Below are 26,217 nucleotides of genomic sequence, written 5' to 3' on the forward strand. Positions count from 1 at the left end.
GCCTAGCCGGTGGGGGTGCCGCGCCGGGCCGTGCCCGATCGAGGGCTTCGGCACTGACCCCGCCCCCTGTAACCCGCTGCGACAAATAACAGGTCAGGGAGTCGAGTCAATCACACCGACGGGTGCCGGAGCCCCGTGATTCCGCGCGTCCGCCGCGGTTTTGTTCGCCGGCATCGAACCATTGACGGTCGCTTCGCACGGCGCCTAGAATCCGCCGAGCGAGGCTTCGTCGAGCGGGCTTGAACCGGCGCGGGACATGCAGGGATCGTCACCGATCGAGACGGCGCTTCGGCGCCTCAACGCGGCGCTCGACACGCTCGAAGCCGCGGTGGACGGCCGTGTATCCAGCGCCGGGCGGCAGCAGCAGCTCGAAGGCGAACTCCACCGGGTCAATCTCGACCGCTCGCGACTCGCCCAGTCGCTCGACGCCGCCGAAGCGCGTTCCGATCGGCTCGAGGATGCGAATCAGGACGTGTCGCGCCGGCTCGTGGCGGCGATGGAGACCATCCGGTCGGTTCTCGACCGCCACGGGGTCTGACCCAGGGAGGCCGCGCGATGCCGCAGGTCAACGTCACCATCAACGGCAAGGTCTACCGCATGGCCTGCGACGATGGGCAGGAAGCCCATCTCGAAGGCCTCGCCGAGCGGCTGAACGTCACGATCGACCGGCTGCGGCAGAGCTTCGGCGAGATCGGCGACCAGCGGCTGACCGTGATGGCGGCGCTGACCCTCGGCGACGAACTCTCCGAGGCCTATCGACGCATTCGCCGCCTCGAGGCCGAGCTTGCCGGCGTCAACGAGACCAAGGCCGCCGTGATCGCCCGCTACGAAGAGGCGCAGGCGGGCTTCGCCCGCGCCGTCGATCATGTCGCGATGCGGCTCGAGGGCTTCGCCGACCGCCTCGCTGCCGATCGCGACTAGCGGAACCGGCTTCCGCCCCCGCCGTTCCCTTCCCGACGAAACGTCTCGAAGGAAGGAAACGCGATGACTGCGAACAGCCCAGACGTCACCAACGACCCCGCCGCCCGGGACAAGGTCTTCGAGCTGGTGGCCGATGCCCGCATCGCCATGATGGCGAGCCTCGGCGAGGGCGGACGCTGGCATGCGCGCCCGATGGCCACCGGCAAGGAGCCGCTCGAGGGCGCGCTCTGGTTCCTGACCGATGCCGGCTCCGGCAAGATCGAGGAACTCGAGCAGGAGCCGAGCGTGCTGCTGTCCTATTCGGACGAGGACAAGCAGAACTACGTCTCGATCTCCGGCACGGCGACCATTTCGCGTGAGCGCGACAAGATCCATGCCCTCTGGTCGGAGCCGGCGCGCATCTGGTTCCCCGACGGTCCCGACGATCCGAAGATCGCGCTGATCCGGGTCGAGCCTGAGATCGCGGAATACTGGGATGCGCCGTCCTCGACCATGGTCCACCTCTACGGCTATGCGAAGATGATGCTGACCGGCGAGCCGCCGAACGAGGTGGCCGACAACAAGACGGTGGTGTTCCGCTGAGCGCTTTTGTCGTTCGCAGGGGAAGGGCGGGGACAGTTTCCCGCCCGCCCTAGCGGCGACATCGCGGCTGCCCTATATTCGCTTTCGGCGATGCTGCGCGGCCCGACAGGATGACAATATTCCCCGGGGCCTTATCGATCCAAAAGGGAGCTGTCCCTGACTGGGCCCCTGGGCTCGGATATACGGCGCCCACCTACGTTGTAGGTTCCCGGGATCGATCAATCCATCGGCCCATCGTGGGTCGCCACTTCCCCTCTCTCCCGCAGGACGGGCTTCTTTCTCCTTGTCCGCCGACACCGCGCTGCTGAAGTCGGGCCTTCGTGCCGCAGCCCTCGCGCGGCGCGACGCTCTCAGCGAGGGCCATCGCGCTGCCGCCTCCGCCGCGGCGGTGGCGCGCGCAAAGCCCATTCTCGTCGATCTCACCGGTCTCGTCGTCTCGGCCTACTGGCCGATCCGCAGCGAGGCCGACCCGATGCCGCTTCTTGCGGTCGCCACCGAGCGGGGGGCCATCGCGGCCCTCCCGGTGACGACGCCGTCGGGACTTGTCTTCCGTCGCTGGCAGCACGGCGAGGCTCTGGTCCCGGCCGGGTTCGGGACGCTCGGGCCGTCGCCCGCTTCGCCCGAAGTGACCCCCGATCTCATGATCATGCCGCTCGCCGCCTTCGACCGGCGTCTGCACCGGATCGGCTACGGCAAGGGCCACTACGACCGGGCGATCGACGCGCTCGCCGCGAAGGGCCGTCGTCCGCGCCTGCTCGGTCTTGCCTTCGCGGCGCAGGAAGTCGACAAGGTTCCTGACGAGCCGCACGACATTCCCCTCGATTTCATCGTCACGGAGGAAGAACTGATCGCGGCGGATCATCCGGGCCGGGTGACCGGTCATGGATCTTGAAGCCTCGATGCTTGGGAGCGACCGTGCGGCTGCTGTTTCTGGGTGACATCGTCGGGCGGCCCGGCCGCGCCGTGGTCGCGGATCGCCTGCCGGCGCTCGTCGAGCGGCATCGTCTCGATTTCGTGGTGATCAACGGCGAGAACGCCGCCGGCGGCTTCGGCATTACGGAGGAAATCCTCCAGGATGTGCTCGATGCCGGCGCCGATGTCGTGACGACCGGCAACCATGCCTTCGACCAGCGCGAGGCGCTGGTCTTCGCCGAGCGGCAGCCGCGTTTCCTGCGGCCGGTCAATTTCCCCTCCGGAACGCCCGGCCGCGGCGCCAATCTCTTCGTCGCCCGCAATGGCGCGCGCGTCCTCGTCGTCAATGTCATGGGCCGCGTCTTCATGGATGCGCTCGACGATCCCTTCGCGGCGCTCGAACGCGAGATCTCGGCCTGTCCCCTCGGCGAGCAGGCCGATGCGATCGTCGTCGATTTCCATGCCGAGGCGACGAGTGAGAAGCAGGCCGCGGCGCATTATCTCGATGGCCGCGTCACCCTCGTCGTCGGCACGCACACGCATGTGCCGACCGCCGATCACCGCATCCTGCCGGGCGGCACCGCCTACCAGTCCGATGCCGGCATGTGCGGCGACTATGATTCCGTGCTCGGCATGGACAAGGAGGAGCCGGTGCGGCGCTTCCTGACCAAGATTCCCTCGGCGCGCTTCTCGCCCGCCTCTGGCAGCGGCACGCTCTGCGGGCTCGCGGTCGAGATCGACGAGAGCAGCGGGCTGGCGCTCGCCGTCGCGCCGGTCTCGATCGGCGGCGCGCTGGAGCAGCGGTTGCCGCCCTTCTGGGGTTGACGGCGCGCGTCGTCCGTGATGGGAGAGGCGCCCGCCGAAATGACATTGTCCGATGCCGGCCTCGCCGGCATGCTGCGCCGCGCTCGGCGTTGCTGAACAGGAGTTTTCGCCATGGCCCGCTCGGCCCTTCTCAACGTGATGGTCGGTGCCGCGACCAAGGCCGGGCGCGCGCTGGCGCGCGATTTCGGCGAGGTGGAGCAACTGCAGGTCTCGGTGAAGGGGCCGGGCGACTTCGTCTCGGCCGCCGACAAGAAGGCCGAGCGGACGATCGTCGAGGAGCTCTCCAAGGCCCGCCCCGGCTACGGTTTCCTCGCCGAGGAGTCGCCGGCCGTCGAAGGCAGCGACCGCTCGCATCGCTGGATCATCGACCCGCTCGACGGCACCACCAATTTCCTGCACGGCATCCCGATCTTCGCGATCTCCATCGCGCTGGAACGCGACGGCCAGATCGTCGCCGGCGTGATCTTCAACCCGGTCATGGACGAACTCTATGTCGCCGAGCGCGGTGGCGGCGCCTTCATGAACGAGCGTCGCCTGCGCGTCGCGCAGCGCTCGGCGCTGCCGGACTGCGTGATCGCGACCGGGATTCCGCATCTCGGCAAGCCCGGCCACGCCGCCTATGTGAAGAAGCTCGCCGCCGTCATGATGGAGACGTCGGGCGTGCGCCGGGCCGGCGCCGCGGCGCTCGATCTCGCCTGGGTCGCCTCCGGCCGCTATGACGGCTTCTGGGAGGACGGCCTCAAGCCCTGGGACATCGCGGCCGGCATGCTGCTCGTCCGTGAGGCCGGCGGCTTCGTCTCCGACCTATCCGGCGGCGATCGCATGCTCGAGACCGGCGATATCTGCGCCGGAAACGAGGCCGTGCAGCGCCGCCTTCTCGCGACGCTCGCCAAGGCCTGACACGGGCCGGGCGGGGCCGCGTCCCGTTTTCGCCACAAGCCTGTGCCGGTCTAGCCGGCGAGGACAAGAAGCCGAGGAAGCGCCGGTCAGCATGGCCCCATCGAAACCTCGCGGCGGAGCGCCGAAGGACAAGCGCGGCAAGAAGAAGCCGGAGCCGATCGAGCCGCCTTTCGCAAGGCTTTGCCTGATCACGCCGCCGGCCTTCGATCCTGCCGCATTCGCGCCCCTGCTCGACGCCGCGCTCCGGGCAGGCGAGGTGACGTCGCTGATCATCGCCGCCGAGGGGCTGGAGCCTCAAGCGCGGCAGGCGGCGGCCGAGAAGCTGGTGCCGATCGCGCAGGCGAACGGCACGGCCGCGATCGTCACCGACGGCGCGCTGCTCGAGCGCTGCGGCGCCGACGGCCTGCATGTCGATACCGGACTTGCCGATCTTCGCCGCGCCGTCGACGCGCTGCGGCCGGACCGCATCGTCGGTGGCGGCGGCATCCACAGCCGCCACGACGCCATGCTGCTCGCCGAGACCGAATGCGACTATCTCTTCTTCGGCCGCTTCGACGGCGACGCCGGCCCGGCCATTCATGACAAGACGCTCGACCTCGCCGCCTGGTGGAGCGCGCTGTTCGAGATTCCGGCCATCGTGATGGGCGGCAGCGACCTCGCCTCGATCGCTGAGGCCGCCGCGGCGCGGGTCGAGTTCATCGCGCTGCGTTCGGCGATCTGGTCACATCCGGACGGCGCGGCCGCGGCCGTCGAGACCGCGCACCGGCTGGTGCTCGCCGCGCAGGCGGAGACGATGTCGTGAGCCGCCGTCTTCCGGCCGGGCTCGCCTTCTGCGCCGCGCTGCTCGCGGCGATGCCGGCTGTCGCGGCCAGCGCACCGAAGCCGGCGCCGAAGCCGGATGTCTCGGCGACGGAAGCCAAGCCGGCCGATCCCCAGGCCGAGAAATTCCAGCCGCCGCCCGATCCGCTGCTCGGGGTGCCGCCGCCGGATGCGGGTCTGCTGCCGACGCCGGGCGACTTCCTGCGCTCCGGTCGCGGTCTCGATGTCGATGTCGGCGATCCGGCCTTCGGCGCGTTCCAGCGCGGGCTCTATCTCACCGCCTTCTCGCTGGCGCTGGAGCGAGCGCGGCTCGGCGACCCGGTTTCGCAGACGCTGGTGGCGCGGCTCTATCTCGACGGGCTCGGCATCAAGCAGAGCGACAAGGCCGCCGCGGCCTGGTTCCAGCAGGCGGCGCTGGGCGGCGACCCGGCCGCGCAGTTGCAGCTCGGCCTTCTGTATCTCGACGGGCGAGGCGTCCCGAAGGACAAGGCCAAGGCCGCCGACGCCTTCGAGCAGGCCGCCAAATGGGACGACCGCGCCGCGCTGTATAATCTCGGCCTGCTCTATCTCGAAGGCGAGGTGCGGCCGCGCGATCCGCTGAAGGCGGCGGATTATTTCGGCCGGGCCGCCGCCAAGGGCAGCGCCGACGCGCAATATGCGCTCGGCCAGCTTTATGGCGCCGGCGACGGCGTCGTGCTCGACGACACGATCGCCACGATGTGGCTGGCCAAGGCGGCCGAGGCGGGCCATTCCGACGCCGAGGTCGAATATGCCATCCGCCTCTTCAACGGCATCGGCGTGCCGCGCGACGAGGCGACGGCCGCGACCTGGTTCAGGCGTGCCGCGCTGGCCGGCAGCCCGATCGCCCAGAACCGCTATGCGCGCATGCTCGCGGTCGGCGCCGGTGTCCCGCAGGACCGCCTCGAGGCGGCGAAATGGCATTTTGTGGCGCTGCGATCGGGCGCCAAGGACGAATGGCTCGACGATTTCGTCGCCCGTCTCACCGAGGCCGATAGGAAGAAGGCGGAGTCGGAGGCCGATCACTGGCCGGAAGGACGCGATCCCAAAGCCACCGCCGCGCAGCCGCTCGGCAAGGCCACCGGACCTTCGGCCCCCGTCGCGACCGGGCGCGGCCCGGAGCCGGAGATGCCGGCGCCGGGGCTGAAGCCCAATCCGGGAGCGAAGCCGGCCCGCGCCGCGCCGGACGCTCCGGCGCCCGCCGCGCCGGCGAACTGAGCGCCGCCGGCTTTATTTCGACGGTCCGACTGCCTATAAGCGGCGGTCATTCGCGCGGCTCCGACGGGCCGCTTCTGCAGTCCGGGGATTCCGACGATGGCCGGCCATTCACAATTCAAGAACATCATGCACCGCAAGGGCGCGGCCGACGCCAAGCGCTCGAAGCTGTTCGCCAAGCTCGCCCGCGAGATCACCGTCGCTGCGAAGCTCGGCCTGCCCGACCCGAAGATGAACCCGCGGCTGCGCCTCGCGATCCAGAACGCGCGCGCCGAGAACATGCCGAAGGACAATGTCGACCGCGCCATCAAGAAGGCGCTCGGCAATGACGGCGAGAACTATGACGAGATCCGCTACGAGGGCTACGGTCCGGGCGGCGTCGCCGTCGTCGTCGAGGCACTGACGGACAACCGCAACCGCACGGCCAGCGCGGTTCGCTCCTATTTCACGCGCGCCGGCGGCGCGCTCGGTGAAACGGGCGCCGTCTCCTTCATGTTCGACCATGTCGGCGAGATCACCTACAAGGCCGAGGCGGGAACCGCCGATGCCGTGATGGAAGCGGCGATCATGGCCGGTGCCGACGATGTCGAGAGCTCCGACGAGAACCACGTCATCACCGTGTCCTTCGAGAATTTCGGCGATGTCGCCAAGGCGCTCGAGGAAGCGATCGGCGAGCCGGAATCGGCGAAGGTCGTCTGGCGGCCGCAGAACCTCGTTCCGGTCGACGAGGAGAAGGCGGCTTCGCTGCTGAAGCTCATCGACCAGCTCGACGACGACGACGACGTCCAGGCCGTCTACACCAATTTCGAGGTGTCGGACGAGGTGCTGCAGAAGCTGACCGCCGCCTGATCGGTCGTTACGTTCACCAATCGTTCTTTTCTGGCGGGTCATCCTCGGCTACCACAACGAGGATGGCATCCGTGATTCGCATACTCGGCATCGACCCGGGCCTCAGGCGCACCGGCTGGGGGCTCATCGAGAGCCGCGGCAATGCGCTGTCCTATGTCGCCGCGGGCACGGTTCGCGCCGGCCTCGACGGCGAAATGGCGCAGCGCCTCGTCGAACTGCATGCCGGCCTCACCAAGGTCGTCGGCGCCTTCCAGCCCGACGAGGCGGCCGTCGAGGCGACCTTCGTCAACAAGGACGCGGCGGGAACGCTGAAGCTCGGCCAGGCGCGGGGCATCGCGCTGCTGGTGCCGGCGCTGGCCGGCATTCCGGTCGCCGAGTATTCGCCGAACGCGGTCAAGAAGACGGTCGTCGGCGCCGGGCATGCCGAGAAGGCGCAGATTCGCATGATGGTCGGCGTTCTCCTGCCGAAGGCAGATTTCGATTCCGACGATGCCGCGGACGCGCTCGCGGTCGCCATCTGCCACGCCCATCACCGCGTGTCGCTCGCTCGCATGAAGGCGCTGGCGGGCTAGGTCCCGAGGCCGCGCCTCGCCTTGCGGTTGTTCCGCAATTGTTCTAGCCTCGGTTCGGAATATCAGGACGGACGAACGCCATGCGCGTCAATGCGAACGGGCAGGTGACCCTGCCCAAGGAGCTGCTGGAGCGGGTCGGGATCCGTCCAGGCGAGGAGGTCGAGCTCGGCCATGACGGCAACGTCATCACGCTGCGCAAGATCGAGAGGGGCCCGCCGCGCGAGCTGACGAAGGGCGAGCAGCTCGTTGCGCGCATTGCGGGGACGGCCACGGCCAATCGTGACCTTTCCACGGATGAGATCATGAAGCTGCTGCGTGGCGATGACTGACACGCTCGTCGACACGAATGTGCTGCTGGACGTGCTGGCGAAGGATTCGCAGTGGTTCGCATGGTCCAGCCGCATGCTTGCGGATGCGCTCGATCAGGGCGCTGTGGTGATCAACCAGATCGTCTATGCCGAAGTCGGCTCCGGCTTCCGCGAAAAAGAGGCGCTGGACGAAATCCTGACGGAGCATCCCTTCGTCCGCGAAGATCTGCCTTGGGATGCGGCCTTCGGCGCCGGACAGGTCTATCTCGCCTATCGCCGTCGCGGCGGGGTGCGGACCGCGCCGCTCCCCGATTTCTTCATCGGCGCCCATGCCGCATCGCGCGGCTATCGGCTGCTGACGCGCGACCGCGGCAACTATGCCGTCTATTTCCCCGAGCTCCAGATCATCTCGCCGGAGCGGCCATGATCGGCAAGCTGAAGGGGCTCGTCGATTCCTTCGGCGAGGACTGGGTGATCCTCGATGTCGGCGGCGTCGGCTATCAGGTCCACTGCTCGACGCGCACGTTGCAGACGCTGCCCGCGGTCGGCGAGGCGGCGGTGCTCGCCATCGAAACCTATGTCCGCGAGGACATGATCCGCCTCTACGGCTTTGCCTCCGATGTCGAGCGTGAGTGGTTCCGCCTCCTGATGACCGTGCAGGGCATCGGCGCGAAGGTGGCGCTGGCGATCCTCGGCGTGCTGAAGCCGGGCGACCTCGCCACCGCCATCGCCATGGGCGACAAGGCGCAGGTCGCGCGGGCGCAGGGCGTCGGGCCGAAGGTGGCGGCGCGCGTCGTGGCCGAGCTCAAGGACAAGGCGCCGGCCTATGCCAGCGTCGAACCGGGCGCCATCGCCCTTAACGACGCGGTCGCGGAGAAGCGCGCCCCGCAGCCGGTTGCCGACGCGGTCTCGGCGCTGGTCAATCTCGGCTATGCGCAGGTGCAGGCGGCCTCCGCCGTCGCGGCCGCTTCGCGCAGCGCCGGCGAGGACGCGACGACGCAGCAATTGATCCGCCTCGGCCTCAAGGAACTCGCGCGGTGAGCGCGCCGCCCTTGGCCTGCTTTTTCGTGGAGAGGTCGCCGTGAACGGGGGCGGCGCCGGGCCCGCTTTCGGGGGCGAGCGCACCACGCTCACAGGACGATCCGCGCTCTTCATCCGCATCGTCGCGATCTTCGTGCTCTTCGGCCCTCTGCTGTTCACCCTGGTGGCGATGCTGTCGCTGGCTGTGTTTGTCCAGATGCTCGATCCTGGAAGTCTCGGCGAGGTCGCGACGATCTCGGTCGGCACCGTCGTCATCGCCTATCTCGTCGGCCTGCTGCCCGCGGCGGCGACGGGGATCATCGTCGCCTTGCGCGAGGCGGCTTCCGGACGGTCCGGCCTGCTGCACGCGGCGCTGACGGGCGGGGGCGCGGCAGCGCTCGTCCTGGCGGCGGGCGTGATCAGGCTCGGAATCCGCGCGCTCGTCCGATATCCGGCCGTGCCGGTCTGGCTGATCCTTTCGGCCGCCGCGGCGAGCGGCGTCTGCTGGTGGATCGCGGTCGGGCGGCGGAGACGATCGCAGGCGAAGGTGGCCGCGTGAGCGTGCCGGCACCGCCGGGCCTCGAGCCGGAGCGCCCCACCGCGCGGCGCGATCTGCTGGAAGCGAGCCTCGGCATCGCGGTGTTCCTCATCGGCGGGCCGCTGGTGCTCGGGCTTGTGGTCCTCGTCGGCATCGTCGCCGCCAATCTCGCCGGGGACGCGGTCGATTCGCTCGCCGAGGGACGGCGCTTCGATCCCGCGGCTTCGGTCACAGTGGCGATCGGGCTGACGCTCGTCGTGCTGCGCTTCGGCTGGACCGCGGTCTGGGGCATGCTGATCGGCCCGAGCGCGGTGAGCGGCACAATCATCGCGCTGCGCCGCCTGGTCACCGGTGGCGCGAGTCTCCGCTTCGCGCTCCTGACCGGTCTCGTGGTCGGCATCGCGGCAGATATCGTCGTCGTCGGCTACGGCATCCGCTTCGTCGGCGCGACGCGGATCGGCATCTTCGCCGGCTGGGTCGTCATCGGAAGCCTCGTCGCGACGCTCGCCTGCTGGCGGGCCGCGGCGGCGGGGCGGCGCTACATTGATCGTGGAGCCTGACCGGCCGGTCTGCTACGCACGGGGCGCGGACGCCATGCGCCGCCAGGAGGTTGAATGAGCGAGAGCCGGTTGGTCGGCGCGGCAGCGCGGCCCGATGACGATGACGAGCGCACGCTGCGCCCGAAGGTCCTGGCCGATTTCGTCGGCCAGGCGCAGGCGCGCGCCAATCTCTCGGTGTTCATCGAGGCGGCGCGCGCGCGGAAGGAGGCGCTCGACCACGTTCTCTTCGTCGGACCGCCCGGCCTCGGGAAAACGACGTTGGCGCAGATCGTCGCGCGCGAACTCGGCGTCAATTTCCGCGCGACATCCGGCCCGGTGATCGCCAAGGCCGGCGATCTCGCGGCGCTTCTCACCAATCTCGAAGAGCGCGATGTGCTCTTCATCGACGAGATCCACCGCCTCTCGCCGGCGGTGGAGGAAATCCTCTATCCGGCCATGGAGGACTTCCAGCTCGACCTCATCATCGGCGAGGGGCCGGCGGCGCGCTCGGTGCGCATCGAACTCTCGAAATTCACGCTGGTCGGCGCGACGACGCGGCTCGGCCTCCTGACGACGCCGCTGCGTGACCGGTTCGGCATTCCGGTGCGGCTGCAGTTCTATACCGTGCCCGAGCTCGAACACATCGTCTCGCGCGGCGCGCGGCTGATGGGGATCGGCATGACGGCTGACGGTGCACACGAGATCGCGCGCCGCTCGCGCGGGACCCCGCGCATCGCGAGCCGGCTGCTGCGCCGCGTGCGCGACTTCGCGCTGGTGGAGGGCCCGGGGGAGATCGACCGGGCCGTCGCCGACAAGGCGCTGATCCGCCTCGAGGTCGATGCCATGGGGCTCGACCAGCTCGACAGGCGGTATCTCTCGACCATCGCCGCCTCGTTCGGCGGCGGGCCGGTCGGCATCGAGACGATCGCCGCCGCCATCGCCGAGCCGCGCGACGCGATCGAGGAGATCGTTGAGCCCTATCTCATCCAGCAGGGGCTGGTGCAGCGCACGCCGCGCGGCCGCATCCTGACGCCGCACGCCTTCGCCCATCTCGGTCTCGCCGTGCCGATCGCGCCGTCGGTCGTGCAGATGCCGCTCTTCGAGGAAGACCAATGACGGGCGAGATCGGAACCGCCGAGGGGATGCCCTCGTCCGGACGCCATACCGCCGACGGCCATGTGCTGCCGGTGCGCATCTATTTCGAGGACACGGATTTCTCGGGCGTTGTCTACCACGCCTCCTATATCCGCTTCCTGGAACGGGGCCGCACGGAGTATGTGCGCCTGCTCGGCGTGCATCATTCGGCACTCGATGCCGGCGAGACCGGCGAGCCGCTTGCCTTCGCGGTGCATCGGCTCGAGGTCGAGTTCCGGCGCCCGGCGCGGATCGACGACGTCGTCGAGGTCGTGACGCGGCCGAAGGAGATCCGCGGCGCGCGCATCATCCTGTCGCAGAAGGTCCGCCGGGGCGACGAGCTGCTGGTCGATGCGACGGTGACAGTCGTTCTCGTCAACCGCGCCGGCAGGCCGAGCCGGATCCCGGACGCGCTGGCGGAGCGCTTTGCCGCAGCGCCTCAATAAGGAATTGATTAACCATGCGGGGGGTATAAGGAACGGGCGCGGAAGCGGCTGCAAGCCCTCTTTTCGACAAAATTGAAGGCGAGACAGCGACCGGAAAGGCTCGTCCGGCCCGCCGCTTGCAAGGGCATCGTTCCAGGCGGGGATCTGCTCGAGGGCCGGTCCCGACCTCGCGAGCGCCGAAGGCGCGCGAGGGTCAACCCCGAGAGGTTTGAAGCGAATGAATCCGGCCGACGTGGGCCAGGCCGCGCTTGACGCGCCGAACCTGTCCCTCATCACGCTGTTCCTCCACGCGCATATCGTCGTCAAGTGCGTGATGCTCGGCCTCGCCCTCGCTTCGATCTGGAGCTGGGCGATCATCATCGACAAGGTGCTGCTCTTCGGACGCGTGCGCCGCCAGATCGACCGCTTCGAGAAGGTCTTCTGGTCGGGCCAGTCGCTCGAGGACCTCTATCGCTCGCTGTCCAGCCGCCCGGCTTCGGCCATGGCGGCGTTGTTCGTCGCGGCGATGCGCGAGTGGAAGCGCTCCTTCGAGGCTGGCGCGCGTTCGCCGATCGGCCTGCAGATGCGCATCGATCGGGTGCTCGACGTCACGATCACGCGCGAGAGCGAGCGGCTCGAGAGCCGGCTGCTCTTCCTCGCCACCGTCGGTTCCGCCGGTCCGTTCATCGGTCTCTTCGGCACGGTCTGGGGCATCATGACGTCCTTCCAGGCCATCGCGGCCTCGAAGAACACTTCGCTCGCCGTCGTCGCGCCCGGCATCGCCGAGGCGCTGATGGCGACCGCGCTTGGTCTCATCGCCGCCATTCCCGCCGTCATCGCCTACAACAAGCTGTCGAGCTCCGCCGGCAAGATCACGTCGCGGCTCGAAGGCTTCGCCGACGAATTCTCGGCCATCCTGTCGCGCCAGATCGACGAGAGGGTGTAGAGAATGGCGATGTCGGTCGGCGGATCGGGCGGGGGAGGCGGCCGCAGGGGCGGGCGCCGGCGCCGGCGCTCGACCGCGGTCATGAGCGAGATCAACGTCACGCCGTTCGTCGACGTCATCCTCGTTCTGCTCATCATCTTCATGGTCTCGGCGCCGATGCTCACAGCCGGCGTTCCGATCGACCTGCCCGAGACGCAGGCGAAGGCGCTCTCGGCCGACAAGGACCCGATCTCGATCACCATCGATCCGGCGGGCAAGATCTTCCTGCAGGAAACCGAGGTCACGCTCGACGAGCTCATTCCGAAGCTGAAGGCGATCGCCACCACGGGCTATGACGAGCGCATCTTCGTGCGCGGCGACAAGAGCAGCAATTACGGCGCCATCATGCAGGTCATGGGCGCCATCTCCGGTGCCGGCTATCGCAACATCGGTCTGGTCACGATCAGCACCGACGGCGGATGATTTCCGCATGCGCACCGGGCTCATCACCTCCGTTCTGGCCCATCTGCTCCTGCTCGTCTGGGGCCTGTTCGGCCTGCCCGATACGAAGCCGTTCGACGCCAGCACCGTCGAGGCGCTGCCGGTCGAGCTGGTGCCGATCGCCGATGTGACGAGCCTGCAGAAGGGCAAGAAGACGGCAGAGGTGAAGCCGACGCCCTCGCCCGAGAAATCCGAGAAGCAGCAGACGCCGAAGCCGACGCCGGCGCCGCCGAAGCCGACGCCGCCGGCGACCCCGCCGCCGCCCAAGGCCGAACCGACACCGCCGCCGCCGAAGCCGGCCGAGCAGCCGCCCGCGCCGACGCCGCCGGCCGAACAGGCGCCGCCGCCGGAGCCGCCCAAGGAAACGCCGCCTCCGCCGAAGCAGGAGCCGGCCCCGGTGAAGCCGGCCGAGCCGGAAAAGGTCGCCGAGGCACCCCCGCCGCCGCCGGCCCCGAAGCCGCGCGTCAAGCCGGCGCCGCCGAAGCCTGAACAGACCGCGGCCGTCCAGAAGCCGCAGACGCCGACCCAGAACGCCACGGATTCGAAGTTCGATCCCGACCGCATCTCGGCACTGCTCGACCGGCAGAAGCCGGCGGGCGGGGCCGAGGCCAACCAGAACCCGGAGAGCTTCGGCGCCGCGGAGGCCCGCAACCCGACGGCTATGATGACGCAGAGCGAGCTCGACGCGCTGCGCGCGCAGGTTCAACGCTGCTGGCAGTTGCCGGTTGGCTGGACCGATCCGCGCGAGGTGACGGTGACGATCCGCTTCAAGCTCAACCAGGACGGTACCGTCAACGGGACGCCGAGCGTCGAGCAGTATCCGGCGAGCAATTACGGGACGGTCGCGGCGGAAGGCGCGGTACGCGCCATCCTGCAGTGCGGCCCCTATCAGCTTCCGGCTGAGAAATACGACCAGTGGAGCGAAGTGCAGATGCGCTTCAGTCCGCAGCTTTGACAGTCATCGTCACCTCGCCGCCGTTATTCGGGCCGATGATCGGCCGATCGACGGGGGCATCGCGGCGATACGTTCGGATCGAGGGAATTTCAACATGACGGTACACGCAGCTGAGGGTCGGGCCGGTGGGCTGCGCCTGACCCGCCGCGCGGCGCTCGCCTCGCTTCCCATCGGCGCGGCAACGCTCGCCGCCGGGCTTCTGGCGAGCGGTCCGGCCGCGGCGCTGGTCAGCCTGGACGTGACGCAGGGCAATGTGGCGCCGCTGCCGATCGCGATCCCGAACTTCATCGGCGGCAGCGAGGCGGATGCGCAGCTCGCGGCCGACATCTCAGGCGTCGTCGCCGCCGACCTGAAGCGCTCCGGGCTGTTCCAGCCGCTGGATCCGGCGTCCTTCATCGAGAAGATCACGCGCGCCGACCAGGTACCGCGCTTCCAGGACTGGACAGTGATCAACGCGCAGGCGCTCGTCACCGGCGGCGTCACGCGGCAGGCCGACGGCCGCCTCAAGGCGGAGTTCCGTCTCTGGGACATCTATGCGGGCCAGCAGATGGCCGGCCAGCAGTTCTTCACCAGCCCCGACAACTGGCGTCGCGTCGCCCACATCATCGCCGACGCGATCTATGAGCGGCTCACCGGCGACACCGGCTATTTCGACACCCGCATCGTCTATGTCGACGAGAGCGGCCCGAAGGACAGGCGCGTCAAGCGCCTCGCGATCATGGACCAGGACGGCGCCAATGGCCGCTTCCTGACGCGTGGCAACGATCTCGTGCTGACGCCGCGCTTCAATCCGTCGTCGCAGGAAATCGTCTACATGTCCTATGGGCAGGACCAGCCGAGGGTCTATCTGCTCAATATCGAGACCGGGCAGCGTGAGCTGGTCGGCAATTTCCCGGGCATGACCTTCGCGCCGCGCTTCTCGCCCGATGGGCAGAAGATCGTCATGAGCCTGGAGGACCAGGGCAACGCCAACATCTATGCGATGGACCTGCGCTCGCGGAAGACGACGCGGCTGACCAACTCGGCCTCCATCGACACGAGCCCGTCCTATTCGCCGGATGGTTCGCAGGTCACCTTCACCTCCGATCGCGGCGGCGGCCAGCAGATCTATGTGATGGGCGGCGACGGCTCGAACCCGACGCGCATCTCGTTCGGCCAGGGGTCCTATTCCACGCCCGTCTGGTCGCCACGCGGCGATCTCATCGCCTTCACGCGCCAGTCCGCGAACGGCTTCGCCATCGGCGTCATGAAGCCGGACGGCTCGGGCGAGCGCATCCTCACCGAGGGCTTCCACAACGAGGGCCCGACCTGGGCGCCGAACGGCCGCGTGCTGATGTTCTTCCGCGACATTCCCGGCCCGACCGGCGGCCCGCAGCTCTGGTCGATCGACCTGACCGGCTACAACGAGATGCGCGTGCCGACCGCCAATTTCGCGTCCGATCCGGCCTGGTCGCCGCTGATCGACTGACCGCTGCCGATTTGCGCCGCGGCGAGGGGATCCGCCGCCGCCGGCGCGCGTTCATCAAGAATGCGATGGCGGATCAAGGGCTTTGGATGAACCGCGGCTTGCCGCGATGCAACGGTTAACCCTCGGTCAACCCTGTTCCTGAACCCGCGCTTAACCAAGCGGCTGATAAGAGCGGACAGGTCCGAGCATGGTGGACAAGGAGTTTCTTTGATGATGGATATTCGATCGGTCTCGCACGGGATCAAGCTCGTCGCGTTCCTCGGCCTGGCGCTGATGCTGGCCGCCTGCGCCAACAAGCCGGGTGGCCCTGAAGGCGCCGGCGGCATCGGTTCGGCCACGCCGGGCAGCGCGCAGGACTTCGTCGTCAATGTCGGCGACCGCGTGTTCTTCGATACCGATCAGACCGATGTTTCGGCCCAGGGCCAGGTGACGCTGCAGAAGCAGGCGGCGTGGCTGAAGCGCTATCCGCGCTACCAGGTCACGATCGAGGGTCATGCCGACGAGCGCGGCACGCGCGAATACAACATCGCGCTCGGCGCCCGCCGCGCGACGAATGTGAAGAACTATCTCGTCTCGCTCGGCATCAGCCCGGCGCGCATCCGCACCATCTCCTACGGCAAGGAGCGCCCGGTCGCGGTCTGCAACGACATCTCCTGCTGGTCGCAGAACCGTCGCGCCGTGACGGTGCTCGACAACGCCATGTAATCGCGACGTCCACCAGCGGATCGCGTGAGGCGGCGGCTCCCGGCGACGGGGCCGCCGCTTCGCTTTCGGCCTCACTTTGGCCGAACTCGCGGGGCTAGTTCCGAAGGCGAAGGGCCTGATTTTGCCCACGCGTTTCCGCGCGGCAGCTCCAGAGCGGACTTTGCCGCCGCCCAGCGGATGGACCCATGACGACACGCGCAAGATTGCTGGCCGTGGCGCTCGCCGCGCTGACGCTGCCGACCTTCGGCCCGGGCCTTGGCCCGGCCCCTGCCCATGCGGGGCTGTTTGATCTCTTCAACAAGCGCGAGACACAGGTACAGCCGCCGCAGGATGCCGTGGCGCCGCCGGCCGATGTCGGTGTCGCGCCCGATCCGGGCGTGGCGCCGTTGCGGGCCGCCTCTCCCGCCAGCGAGGCGCAGGCCGCCATGCGCATGGACCGCATGGAGCAGCAGATGCGCCAGATGACGGGCCAGATCGAGGAACTGACCTTCCAGCTCAACCAGCTTCAGGCGCAGATCAGGGCGATGCAGCCGGCCGGCGCGCGGCGGACCGGCTCGGCCGCCCCCGCGGCGCCGCAGCCGGTCGCGGCCGCCCCGCAGGCGCCGCGCACGGCCGCCGATCCCATCGGACAGGCGATCGGCTCGGCGCCGGTCGCTGCCGCCCCAGCGGGCGCGCCGACGGGGCCCGGAGCCCCGCCGCAAAGCCTCGGCGAACTTCCCGCAGGGCCGGGCGGCCAGCCGCTCGACCTCGCGACGCTGGCTGGGCCACCGCCCGGTGCTGGCGCAGCGCCCGCGCCGAGCGGCGACTCGCGCAACGACTACGACGCGGCCTATGACCTCGTCCTCAAGGGCGATTACGACGTCGCCGAGAACTCCTTCCAGCTTTTCCTCGCCAATTATCCAGGCGATCCGCTGGCGCCCGACGCGCAATACTGGATCGGCGAGAGCCTCTATCAGCGCGGCGATTTCCGCGGCGCCGCCGACGCCTTCCTCACCGGCTACCAGCAATATCCGAAGAGCGCCAAGGCGCCCGACATGCTGCTGAAGCTCGGCCTGTCGCTGGTCGGGCTCGGCCAGCGCGACGCGGCCTGCGGCACCTATGCCGAGATCCTCAAGAAATATCCGAAGGCGTCGAACGCGCTTCTCCAGCGCGTGAAGACCGAACAGGCTAGTGCGAGCTGCTGACGGCGGAGGGGCGGGCGCTGCGATCGATCCGGCGCGGCTGTTCGCGCGCTGGAGCGGGGAGGGCGCGCTCGCGCTCGCCGTCTCCGGCGGGGCCGACTCCCTCGCGCTGATGCTGCTCGCCGCGCGCTGGCGCGACGGCGGCGCGGCACCCCGGCTGATCGTCCTCTCGCTCGATCACGGCCTCAGGCCCGAGGCCGCCGCCGAGGTCGCGATGGTCGGGCGGGTTGCCGCCTCGCTCGGACTGCCGTTCAGGGCGCTGGCCGCCGATACATCCCTGCCGCCGTCGGATATCGAGGCGGCTGCGCGCGCCCTGCGCTACCGCCTGCTCGGCGCCGCGGCGCGGGAGGCTGGGGCGAGCGTCCTCATGACCGCGCATCACGCCGACGACCAGGCCGAGACCGTGATGCTGCGGCTCGCGCGCGGATCGGGGATCTACGGGCTCGCGGCGATGGAGCCCGAGACGGAGCGGGACGGGCTGCGCATCGCACGGCCGCTGCTCGTGCTCCGCCATGCCGATCTCGCCGCCATGGTCTCGCGGGCCGGTCTCGAGCCCGTTGCCGACCCGCACAACGAGGATGGCCGCTTCGCCCGCGCCCGTATGCGCGCGCTGATGCCGCGCCTCGCTGCCGAGGGGCTGGACACGCCCCGCCTCGTCGCCACGGCCGCGCGGTTCCGCTCCGCCGCCCTGGCCATCGACGCCTATGTCGAGCGCCTGTTCGCCACCGCTGCGGTCATCGACGAAGCAGGTGGCGTGCGGCTGGACGTCGCGGCGGCGCTGGCAGAGCCGGAGGAGACGCTGCTGCGCGCGGTGTCGCGCATCCTGCGCGCCGTCGGCGGAAGCACCTATCCACCGCGACTCAGCGGCATCGGCGCTCTGGTGGCGGCGATGGCAAATGACGGCGAGCCGCTGAAGCGCACCGTTGCCGGCGTCGTCGTCGACCGTCGCAAGGGGCTCTTCCGCTTCCAGCGCGAGGCGGGCCGCGACGGGCTGCCGGAAATGGCGGTCGCCGGCGGCTTCGACGCCGTCTGGGACGGGCGTTTCGCCGTCACGATCGCCGGCGCGCCGCCCGGCGCCCGGCTTGGGGCGCTCGGCGTGGACGGACGCCGCGCCGTCCGCGGCTGTATCGTCGATGCGCTGCCGCTCGCGCTCGCGGCGACTCCGGCGCTGATCGGACCCGAAGGCATCATCGCCGCCCCGCTCGCGGGGGTGGCGCCACCCGACGGAATTTCCTTCACCACACGCTCCATCGTGAAGGATCGACTGCTTGATCGGAGCCGAAGCGATGATCTATGACCGGCCGCCTCAACCATTCGGGCATTTATTGCCGGGGCCGGACGCGGCCTCGTCTTGGCTTCATCGGCCCGTCCACCTATCTTAGCCGATGACGAGCGGCGCGGCAGCGCGGCTCACCGCCCTTGAAGGGATTTCTATGAACGCGAATTTTCGCAATTTCGCAGTCTGGGTCATCATCGGCCTGCTGTTGATCGCGCTGTTCAATCTCTTTCAGAATCCGGGTCCGCGCGCGGCCGGGCAGGACATCGCCTATTCGCAGTTCCTGACCGACGTCGATTCCGGCCGTGTGAAGAGTGTCGTGATCTCCGGCCAGCAGATCAGCGGTTCCTACACCGACAACGCGCCGTTCCAGACCTTTGCGCCCCAGCAGGATTCCGACCTCGTGAAGCGCCTCGAGGCGAAGAGCGTCGCGATCTCGGCCAAGCCGCCGTCCGAGGCCGGCACTTCGCTGATCGGCGTGCTGATCTCCTGGTTCCCGATGTTCCTGATCCTCGCGGTCTGGATCTTCTTCATGCGCCAGATGCAGGGCGGGGCCGGCGGCAAGGCGATGGGCTTCGGCAAGTCCAAGGCAAAGCTGCTGACCGAGGCGCATGGCCGCGTCACCTTCGACGATGTCGCGGGTGTCGACGAGGCCAAGGAAGACCTTCAGGAGATCGTCGAATTCCTGCGCGATCCGCAGAAGTACCAGCGCCTCGGCGGCCGCATTCCGCGCGGCGTGCTGCTGGTCGGCCCGCCCGGCACCGGCAAGACGCTGACCGCCCGCGCCGTCGCCGGCGAGGCCAATGTGCCGTTCTTCACCATCTCGGGTTCGGACTTCGTCGAGATGTTCGTCGGCGTCGGCGCCAGCCGCGTGCGCGACATGTTCGAGCAGGCGAAGAAGAACGCGCCGTGCATCATCTTCATCGACGAAATCGACGCCGTCGGCCGCCATCGCGGTGCCGGCCTCGGTGGCGGCAATGACGAGCGCGAGCAGACGCTGAACCAGCTGCTCGTCGAGATGGACGGCTTCGAGCAGAACGAAGGCATCATCATCATCGCCGCGACCAACCGGCCCGACGTGCTGGACCCGGCGCTGCTGCGTCCCGGCCGCTTCGACCGTCAGGTCATCATCCCGAACCCGGACGTCGTCGGCCGCGAGCGCATCCTGAAGGTGCACGCCCGCAAGGTGCCGATGGCCCCCGATGTCGACCTGAAGACGCTCGCCCGCGGCACGCCCGGCTTCTCCGGCGCCGACCTGATGAACCTCGTCAACGAGGCGGCCCTGATGGCTGCCCGCCGCAACAAGCGCATGGTGACCATGCGCGAGTTCGAGGATTCGAAGGACAAGGTGATGATGGGCGCCGAGCGTCGCTCGCTGGTCATGACCGAGGACGAGAAGCGGCTGACCGCCTATCACGAGGCCGGCCACGCCATCGTCGCGCTGAACGTTCCGGCTACCGATCCGGTGCACAAGGCGACGATCATCCCGCGCGGCCGTGCCCTCGGCATGGTCATGCAGCTTCCCGAGCGCGACAAGCTCTCGATGAGCTACGAGCAGATGACCTCGCGCCTCGCCATCATGATGGGTGGCCGCATCGCCGAGGAGATCACCTTCGGCAAGGACAAGGTGACCTCCGGCGCCGCGTCGGACATCGAGCAGGCGACCCGTCTCGCTCGTGCGATGGTGACCCGCTGGGGCTTCTCGGAGGAACTCGGCACCGTCGCCTATGGCGAGAACCAGGAGGAAGTGTTCCTCGGTCATTCGGTCTCCCGCACGCAGAACGTCTCCGAGGAGACGGCGCGCAAGATCGACGCCGAGGTGCGCCGCCTGGTGGAGACCGGCCTCGACGACGCCCGCCGCATCCTTTCGGAGAAGCATGCCGATCTCGAGACGCTGGCACAGGGCCTGCTCGAGTTCGAGTCGCTGACCGGCGAGGAAATCCGCGGGCTGCTCGCCGGCAAGCCGCCGGTGCGCGATACGGGCGATGACGTTCCGCCCTCGCGTCCCTCGGTCGTTCCGACGACACGCGGACCTCGTCCGAAGGACAGCGGCGGTCTCGAGCCGCAGCCGCAGGCCTGATCCAAGGTCTTTCGCAGAATTCAGGGGGCGGCCTTCGGGCCGCCCTTTTTCATTGCGAGGTCTGCCAGGGGCGATTGTTGCGGTCGCTCATGAATTTTGAACCCTCTTGGCCTAGGTTACGGACTATGAACATCCGCGCGCGACAAGACGGATCATTGTGATGGCCAGGAAACTCTTCGGAACCGACGGCATCCGCGGCAAGGCGAACACCTTTCCGATCACGCCGCAGATGGCACTGCAGGTCGGCATCGCCACCGGCATCGCCTTCCGCAACGGCAAGCATCGGCACCGGGTCGTCATCGGCAAGGATACTCGGCTGTCCGGCTACATGATCGAGCCGGCGCTCACCGCCGGCTTCACGGCCGCCGGGATGGACGTCTTCCTGCTCGGGCCGATGCCGACGCCGGCCGTCGCCATGCTGACGCGCTCGATGCGCGCCGATCTCGGCGTGATGATCTCCGCCTCGCACAATCCCTTCGAGGACAACGGCATCAAGCTGTTCGGTCCCGACGGGTACAAGCTCTCCGACGAGGCCGAGGCGCGGATCGAGGCACTGATCGAGGAGGACCTTTCCGACCGGCTGGCCGGACCTTCGGATCTCGGCCGCGCCAGACGGATCGACGGCATGCGCGACCGCTATATCGAATTCGCCAAGCGGACCATGCCGAAGGCATATGACCTGACGGGCCTCAGGATCGTCATCGACTGCGCCAACGGCGCCGCCTATCGCGTGGCGCCCGAGGCGCTATGGGAGCTCGGTGCCGAGGTGATCGCCATCGGCACGGATCCCGACGGCTACAACATCAACCGCGACGTTGGCTCGACGGCGCCGGCCGCCCTGCGCGCCAAGGTGCACGAGGTCCGCGCCGATATCGGCATCGCGCTCGATGGCGACGCCGACCGCGTGATCATCGTCGACGAGCGCGGCGAGGTCGTCGACGGCGACCAGTTGATGGCGGTCGTCGCCGCGTCCTGGGCCGAGGCGGGGCGGCTGTCGAAGCCCGGCATCGTCGCGACCATCATGTCCAATCTCGGCCTCGAGCGGTATCTCGGCGGCCTCGGCCTGTCGCTCGACCGCACCAAGGTCGGTGACCGCTATGTCGTCGAGCGCATGCGCTCGGGCGGCTTCAATGTCGGCGGCGAGCAGTCGGGCCATCTCATCCTCTCGGACTTCTCGACGACCGGCGACGGCCTCGTCTCCGCCTTGCAGATCCTCGCGGTGGTACGCCAGACCGGCAAGCCGGTCAGCGAGGTGTGCCGCCGCTTCGATCCTGTGCCTCAGATCCTCAAGAATGTCCGCTTCGGCGGCGGCAAGCCGCTCGACACCGCGAGCGTCAAGGCGGCGATCGCCGAGGGCGAGGCGCGCCTCAACGGCTCCGGCCGGCTCGTCATCCGCCCCTCCGGCACCGAGCCGCTGATCCGTGTCATGGCGGAAGGCGACGATGAACGCGTCGTCGAGGCCGTGGTCGACGATATCTGCGTCGCGCTGAAGCAGGTCGCGGCCTAAGCGGAGCGCGAGTGAGGCTCAGTCTCTGGTATCGGCATGGGCGAGAATATTGACCAGCCGCCCGAAAGGGTCGCGCACATAGAGCCGGCGCACGCCCCAGCGTTCGCTGACAGGGCCATACTCGATCGGGATGCCGGCCGCCGACAGGGCGCCGAGAACGGCGTCGAGATCGTCGACCTCGATCGAGAGGTCGGGGACCGGTGTTCCGGAGCCGCCTTCCTCTGCGAAACTCACCTCCGGTCGTGATGAGCCGGCGCCCGCAAAAGTGACGATCCAGCCATGGTCCATGACGATCTCCATCCCGAGGATGTCGCCATAGAAGGCCATCGCCTCAGAGGGGCGCACGGGTCCGATATTGGCGACGATCCGCTTGACGGTCATGCCTCTCTCCACGTTCGGTACCGCAGGAACAGCCGTGCTCCGCGGGACTGATGCAACGTCGAATGCGCAACGGCTCCGGAAGGTTCAAAAGCTCGGCGGCGTGCAGGCCGAGACGAGCTCGAGTTCGCCCTCGCCGATATTGCGGAAGGCATGCGGCTTGCGGCTGTCGAAGAAATAGGCGTCGCCCGGGCCGAGTTCGTAGCGGGCGCCGGCGACTTCGAGCAGCATGCGGCCGCGGATGACGAGGCCGGCTTCCTCGCCCTGATGGGAAAGCATCGCCTTGCCGCTTTCGGCGCCCGGCCGATAGCGCTCGTGGATCATCTGCAGCGAGCGTCCCTCGAGATTGGCGCCGACCTGGCGGAACGAGATCGGGCCGCCGGCGATCTCCTTCAGGTCCTCGGCGCGGAAGACCACCTGCTCGCGCTCGGCCTCGGGATCGGCGAAGAACTCGGCGAGGCCGATCGGGATTCCGGTGAGGATCTGACGGAGCCCCGAGACCGACGGGCTGATGCGGTTCGCCTCCACCATCGAGACCGTGGCGTTGGAAACGCCGGCGCGCTTGGCGAGCGCCCGCTGCGACAGCCCCTCGCGCAGGCGCAGCGCCCGCAGTCGCGCGCCGACGTCGATTTCGAAATGCGAGGCGTTCATGTGTTCAAGATATAGAACAGTCTTAACGCCCGCAACGAATTGACCACCCTCGGGGGCGGGAATACGTTCAGGAAAATGACCGGTCTCGCCTTCGCAGACCGTCGCTCCGGAGACCCTTCCATCATGACCGCCCCGCTTCGTCCGAACAATCTCGAAGCCTTCTGGATGCCGTTCACGGCCAACCGGCAGTTCAAGCAGGCGCCGCGCCTGCTCGTCGGCGCGAAGGGCATGTATTACACCGACGCCGACGGTCGCGAGATCCTGGACGGCACCGCCGGCCTCTGGTGCGTCAACGCCGGTCATGCGCGGGAGAAGATCGTCGAGGCGGTCTCGAGCCAGGTCGCCGAGCTCGACTATGCGCCGGCCTTCCAGATGGGCCATCCGAAGGCGTTCGAGCTGGCCTCGCGCCTCGCCAACATGATGCCTTCGCCGCTCGACCATGTGTTCTTCACCAATTCGGGCTCGGAATCGGTCGACACGGCGCTGAAGATCGCGCTCGCCTATCACCGGGCACGCGGCAAGGGCACGAAGTTCCGCCTTCTGGGACGCGAGCGCGGCTATCACGGCGTCGGCTTCGGCGGCATCTCGGTCGGCGGCATTTCCGGCAACCGCAAGACCTTCGGCACGCTGCTGACCGGCGTCGACCATATCCGCCACACGCACGATCTCGCCCGCAACGCCTTCTCGCGCGGCGAGCCGGAATATGGCGCCGAGTTCGCCGACGATCTGGAGAAGGTCATCGCGCTGCATGACGCGTCGAACATCGCGGCGCTGATCGTCGAGCCCGTCGCCGGATCCACCGGCGTCCTCATCCCGCCGAAGGGCTATCTGAAGCGGCTGCGCGAGATCTGCGACAAGCACGACATCCTGCTGATCTTCGACGAGGTCATCACCGGCTTCGGCCGCCTCGGCACGCCGTTTGCCGTCGACCATTTCGACGTCATCCCGGACATGGTCTGCACGGCCAAGGGCATCACCTCGGGCGTCATCCCGATGGGCGCCGTCTTCGCCTCGAAAAAGATCTACGACGCCTTCATGGACGCGCCCGAGAACACGATCGAGCTGTTCCACGGCTACACCTATTCGGCGCATCCGGTCGCCTGCGCCGCCGCGCTCGCCACGCTCGACGTTTATGCCGAAGAGGGGCTGCTGACCCGCGCCGCCGAGCTCGCCTCCTACTGGGAGGATGCGCTGCACGGCATGAAGGGCCTGCCGCATGTCATCGACATCCGCAATCTCGGCCTCGTCGGCGCCATCGAGCTGGAGCCGATCGCCGGCGCGCCGACCAAGCGCGCCTTCTCGGCCTTCCTCAAGGCCTTCGAGCGGAACCTGATGATCCGCACCACCGGCGACATCATCGCGCTCTCGCCGCCGCTCATCATCGAGAAGGCCGAGATCGACCGCATCTTCGAGACGCTCGCAGGCGTGCTCCGGGACATCGACTGAGATCAGGATCGGGAGGACGCCATGCAGGTGATCGACAATCTCGTCGGCGGCAAGAAGCAGCGCTCGGCTTCGACGCGCAATGCGCCAGTGTTCAACCCCGCCACCGGCGAGCAGACGGCGGAACTGCCGCTCTCGACGGCGGTCGAGCTCGACGCAGCGGTCGCGGTCGCCAAGGCGGCGCAGGTCGCCTGGGGCGACACGCCGCCGCTGAAGCGGGCGCGCGTCATGTTCCGCTTCAAGGACCTGCTGGAGCAGAACGCCGACCGCATCGCGCGCGCCATCTCGGCCGAGCACGGCAAGACGCATGACGACGCGCTCGGCGAGGTCCAGCGTGGGCTCGAGGTCGTCGAGTTCGCCTGCGGCATCCCGCATCTTCTCAAGGGCGAGTATTCGAAGAATGTCGGCCCGGCGATCGACAGCTATTCCGATCGCCAGCCGCTCGGCGTCGTCGCCGGCATCACGCCGTTCAACTTCCCCTGCATGGTGCCGCTCTGGATGTATCCGGTGGCGATCGCCTGCGGCAACGCCTTCATCCTGAAGCCGTCCGAGAAGGATCCCGGCGCCGCGATGCTGGTCGCCGAACTGCTGCACGAGGCGGGCCTGCCCGCGGGCCTCCTCAATGTCGTGCATGGCGACAAGGAGATCGTCGACGCGATCCTCGCCCATCCCGATATCAAGGCGGTGAGCTTCGTCGGCTCGACGCCGATCGCCTCCTATGTCTATGCGACGGGCACCGCCAACGGGAAGCGAGTCCAGGCGCTGGGCGGCGCGAAGAACCACATGGTCATCATGCCCGACGCCGACATGGACAAGGCGGCGGACGCGCTGATGGGCGCCGGCTACGGCTCGGCCGGCGAGCGCTGCATGGCGGTCTCGGTCGCGGTGCCGATCGGCGAGAAGACGGCGGATTCGCTGATCGAGGCGCTGGCGCCGCGCGTCCGCGCGTTGAAGATCGGCCCGGCGACGGACCGCGAGGCCGAGATGGGGCCGCTCGTCACCAAGCAGCATCTCGACAAGGTCTCGGGCTATATCGACAAGGGCGTCGCCGAGGGCGCGAAGCTCGTCGTCGACGGCCGCGGCTTCAAGCTGCAGGGCTACGAGGGCGGCTACTTCATCGGTGGCACGCTTTTTGATCATGTGGACAAGGAAATGACGATCTACCGCGAGGAGATCTTCGGTCCTGTCCTCTCGGTGCTGCGCGCCGGGTCCTATGACGAGGCAGTCAGGCTGATCAATGCCCATGAATTCGGCAACGGCACCGCGATCTTTACCCGCGACGGCGACGCCGCGCGTTCCTTCGCGGACAAGATCGAGGCCGGCATGGTCGGCATCAACGTGCCGATCCCGGTCCCGGTCGCCTATCATTCCTTCGGCGGCTGGAAGCGGTCGATCTTCGGCGACCACGCCATCTACGGGCCCGAGGGCGTGCGCTTCTATACGCGCATCAAGACGATCACCAGCCGCTGGCCGGACGGCATCAAGTCGGGCGCGGTGTTCAACTTCCCGACGATGTGAGGGCTAGCCGACCTTTCACCACCTGTCGGCCTCGGGCTTCGCCCCGGGGCTC

At 68.5% G+C, this 26,217-nt stretch carries 30 protein-coding genes and 1 other RNA gene; 29 read left to right on the top strand and 2 right to left on the bottom strand.

Annotated features, from left to right (window positions below; translation table 11 throughout):
* The first annotated feature begins 256 nt into the window (after positions 1–256).
* The 27 genes from QO015_RS18050 to glmM all read left to right on the top strand — a co-directional run bounded on the left by QO015_RS18050 (position 257) and on the right by glmM (position 22,175).
* A complete protein-coding gene (locus tag QO015_RS18050) occupies positions 257–538 on the top strand; it encodes a DUF4164 domain-containing protein (protein ID WP_266283361.1) in 282 nt (93 codons plus the stop codon).
* Between the two features lie 17 nt (positions 539–555).
* Positions 556–921 (top strand): cell division protein ZapA, encoded by a 366-nt coding sequence (locus QO015_RS18055; RefSeq protein ID WP_266283363.1) that lies wholly within the window; start codon positions 556–558, stop codon positions 919–921.
* Between the two features lie 63 nt (positions 922–984).
* Complete coding sequence (locus QO015_RS18060) at positions 985–1,503, top strand: pyridoxamine 5'-phosphate oxidase family protein (RefSeq protein ID WP_266283365.1); 519 nt, start codon at positions 985–987, stop codon at positions 1,501–1,503.
* A gap of 87 nt (positions 1,504–1,590) precedes the next feature.
* Positions 1,591–1,749, top strand: a non-coding RNA gene (ssrS, locus tag QO015_RS18065) — 6S RNA.
* A gap of 37 nt (positions 1,750–1,786) precedes the next feature.
* Positions 1,787–2,395: a 5-formyltetrahydrofolate cyclo-ligase gene (locus QO015_RS18070; protein ID WP_266283367.1), complete on the top strand. Its 609-nt coding sequence runs from the start codon at positions 1,787–1,789 to the stop codon at positions 2,393–2,395.
* 23 nt (positions 2,396–2,418) lie between these two features.
* A complete protein-coding gene (locus QO015_RS18075) occupies positions 2,419–3,240 on the top strand; it encodes a TIGR00282 family metallophosphoesterase (RefSeq protein WP_266283369.1) in 822 nt (273 codons plus the stop codon).
* Positions 3,241–3,351: 111 nt separating this feature from the next.
* Positions 3,352–4,140 carry an inositol monophosphatase family protein gene (locus tag QO015_RS18080; protein WP_266283371.1) on the top strand — a complete coding sequence of 263 codons (789 nt, stop codon included), beginning with the start codon at positions 3,352–3,354 and terminating at the stop codon, positions 4,138–4,140.
* Between the two features lie 91 nt (positions 4,141–4,231).
* The gene (locus QO015_RS18085) at positions 4,232–4,942 is read left to right on the top strand and encodes a thiamine phosphate synthase (protein WP_266283372.1); all 711 of its coding nucleotides are present in this window, start codon (positions 4,232–4,234) and stop codon (positions 4,940–4,942) included.
* A complete protein-coding gene (locus QO015_RS18090) occupies positions 4,939–6,195 on the top strand; it encodes a tetratricopeptide repeat protein (protein WP_266283373.1) in 1,257 nt (418 codons plus the stop codon). Before QO015_RS18085 ends, QO015_RS18090 begins: the two co-directional genes overlap by 4 nt.
* A 96-nt stretch (positions 6,196–6,291) precedes the next feature.
* The gene (locus tag QO015_RS18095) at positions 6,292–7,041 is read left to right on the top strand and encodes a YebC/PmpR family DNA-binding transcriptional regulator (RefSeq protein WP_266283374.1); all 750 of its coding nucleotides are present in this window, start codon (positions 6,292–6,294) and stop codon (positions 7,039–7,041) included.
* A 62-nt stretch (positions 7,042–7,103) separates the two neighbouring features.
* Positions 7,104–7,613: a crossover junction endodeoxyribonuclease RuvC gene (gene ruvC / locus QO015_RS18100; protein WP_266283375.1), complete on the top strand. Its 510-nt coding sequence runs from the start codon at positions 7,104–7,106 to the stop codon at positions 7,611–7,613.
* 80 nt (positions 7,614–7,693) lie between these two features.
* Positions 7,694–7,942 (top strand): AbrB/MazE/SpoVT family DNA-binding domain-containing protein, encoded by a 249-nt coding sequence (locus QO015_RS18105; protein ID WP_266283377.1) that lies wholly within the window; start codon positions 7,694–7,696, stop codon positions 7,940–7,942.
* Positions 7,935–8,348, top strand: a complete 414-nt coding sequence (locus tag QO015_RS18110; RefSeq protein ID WP_266283862.1) for a type II toxin-antitoxin system VapC family toxin — start codon at positions 7,935–7,937, stop codon at positions 8,346–8,348. The genes QO015_RS18105 and QO015_RS18110 overlap by 8 nt, the downstream gene beginning before the upstream one ends.
* Positions 8,345–8,962 (top strand): Holliday junction branch migration protein RuvA, encoded by a 618-nt coding sequence (gene ruvA / locus QO015_RS18115; protein ID WP_266283378.1) that lies wholly within the window; start codon positions 8,345–8,347, stop codon positions 8,960–8,962. The genes QO015_RS18110 and ruvA overlap by 4 nt, the downstream gene beginning before the upstream one ends.
* A 40-nt stretch (positions 8,963–9,002) precedes the next feature.
* Positions 9,003–9,500 carry a hypothetical protein gene (locus QO015_RS18120; RefSeq protein WP_266283379.1) on the top strand — a complete coding sequence of 166 codons (498 nt, stop codon included), beginning with the start codon at positions 9,003–9,005 and terminating at the stop codon, positions 9,498–9,500.
* Positions 9,497–10,039: a hypothetical protein gene (locus QO015_RS18125; RefSeq protein WP_266283380.1), complete on the top strand. Its 543-nt coding sequence runs from the start codon at positions 9,497–9,499 to the stop codon at positions 10,037–10,039. The genes QO015_RS18120 and QO015_RS18125 overlap by 4 nt, the downstream gene beginning before the upstream one ends.
* A 54-nt stretch (positions 10,040–10,093) precedes the next feature.
* The gene (ruvB, locus tag QO015_RS18130; RefSeq protein WP_266283381.1) at positions 10,094–11,134 is read left to right on the top strand and encodes a Holliday junction branch migration DNA helicase RuvB; all 1,041 of its coding nucleotides are present in this window, start codon (positions 10,094–10,096) and stop codon (positions 11,132–11,134) included.
* On the top strand, positions 11,131–11,598 hold the full coding sequence (ybgC, locus tag QO015_RS18135; RefSeq protein ID WP_266283383.1) for a tol-pal system-associated acyl-CoA thioesterase: 468 nt from the start codon (positions 11,131–11,133) through the stop codon (positions 11,596–11,598). The genes ruvB and ybgC overlap by 4 nt, the downstream gene beginning before the upstream one ends.
* A 232-nt stretch (positions 11,599–11,830) precedes the next feature.
* Positions 11,831–12,523, top strand: a complete 693-nt coding sequence (tolQ, locus tag QO015_RS18140) for a protein TolQ (protein WP_266283863.1) — start codon at positions 11,831–11,833, stop codon at positions 12,521–12,523.
* A 3-nt stretch (positions 12,524–12,526) separates the two neighbouring features.
* Positions 12,527–12,985: a protein TolR gene (gene tolR / locus QO015_RS18145; RefSeq protein WP_266283385.1), complete on the top strand. Its 459-nt coding sequence runs from the start codon at positions 12,527–12,529 to the stop codon at positions 12,983–12,985.
* A 7-nt stretch (positions 12,986–12,992) separates the two neighbouring features.
* Positions 12,993–13,958, top strand: a complete 966-nt coding sequence (tolA, locus tag QO015_RS18150) for a cell envelope integrity protein TolA (RefSeq protein ID WP_266283386.1) — start codon at positions 12,993–12,995, stop codon at positions 13,956–13,958.
* Positions 13,959–14,052: 94 nt separating this feature from the next.
* Positions 14,053–15,426 (top strand): Tol-Pal system beta propeller repeat protein TolB, encoded by a 1,374-nt coding sequence (gene tolB / locus QO015_RS18155; protein WP_266283387.1) that lies wholly within the window; start codon positions 14,053–14,055, stop codon positions 15,424–15,426.
* A 210-nt stretch (positions 15,427–15,636) separates the two neighbouring features.
* A complete protein-coding gene (gene pal, locus QO015_RS18160) occupies positions 15,637–16,131 on the top strand; it encodes a peptidoglycan-associated lipoprotein Pal (RefSeq protein WP_266283388.1) in 495 nt (164 codons plus the stop codon).
* Between the two features lie 185 nt (positions 16,132–16,316).
* Positions 16,317–17,315 (top strand): tol-pal system protein YbgF, encoded by a 999-nt coding sequence (gene ybgF, locus QO015_RS18165; RefSeq protein ID WP_266283389.1) that lies wholly within the window; start codon positions 16,317–16,319, stop codon positions 17,313–17,315.
* Positions 17,302–18,609, top strand: coding sequence for a tRNA lysidine(34) synthetase TilS (gene tilS, locus QO015_RS18170; RefSeq protein ID WP_266283390.1), 1,308 nt, complete (start codon positions 17,302–17,304; stop codon positions 18,607–18,609). Before ybgF ends, tilS begins: the two co-directional genes overlap by 14 nt.
* 136 nt (positions 18,610–18,745) lie before the next feature.
* Positions 18,746–20,668: an ATP-dependent zinc metalloprotease FtsH gene (ftsH, locus tag QO015_RS18175; protein ID WP_266283391.1), complete on the top strand. Its 1,923-nt coding sequence runs from the start codon at positions 18,746–18,748 to the stop codon at positions 20,666–20,668.
* Positions 20,669–20,828: 160 nt separating this feature from the next.
* Positions 20,829–22,175 (top strand): phosphoglucosamine mutase, encoded by a 1,347-nt coding sequence (gene glmM / locus QO015_RS18180; RefSeq protein WP_266283392.1) that lies wholly within the window; start codon positions 20,829–20,831, stop codon positions 22,173–22,175.
* 18 nt (positions 22,176–22,193) lie between these two features.
* Here the strand turns inward: glmM and QO015_RS18185 are convergent, their stop codons facing one another.
* Together QO015_RS18185 and QO015_RS18190 are read right to left on the bottom strand one after the other, a co-directional pair.
* Entirely contained in the window at positions 22,194–22,556 is a 363-nt protein-coding gene (locus QO015_RS18185) for a VOC family protein (protein WP_266283394.1), read from the bottom strand.
* Between the two features lie 84 nt (positions 22,557–22,640).
* Positions 22,641–23,204, bottom strand: coding sequence for a cupin domain-containing protein (locus tag QO015_RS18190; protein WP_266283395.1), 564 nt, complete (start codon positions 23,202–23,204; stop codon positions 22,641–22,643).
* A 123-nt stretch (positions 23,205–23,327) separates the two neighbouring features.
* Here QO015_RS18190 and aptA point away from each other — a divergent pair, with 123 nt between their 5' ends.
* Positions 23,328–24,650 (top strand): omega-aminotransferase AptA, encoded by a 1,323-nt coding sequence (aptA, locus tag QO015_RS18195; RefSeq protein WP_266283396.1) that lies wholly within the window; start codon positions 23,328–23,330, stop codon positions 24,648–24,650.
* 21 nt (positions 24,651–24,671) lie between these two features.
* A complete protein-coding gene (locus tag QO015_RS18200; protein ID WP_266283397.1) occupies positions 24,672–26,165 on the top strand; it encodes a CoA-acylating methylmalonate-semialdehyde dehydrogenase in 1,494 nt (497 codons plus the stop codon).
* Positions 26,166–26,217: the final 52 nt, after the last annotated feature.

The sequence above is a fragment of the Kaistia geumhonensis genome, assembly GCF_030815145.1.
Lineage (GTDB): Bacteria > Pseudomonadota > Alphaproteobacteria > Rhizobiales > Kaistiaceae > Kaistia > Kaistia geumhonensis.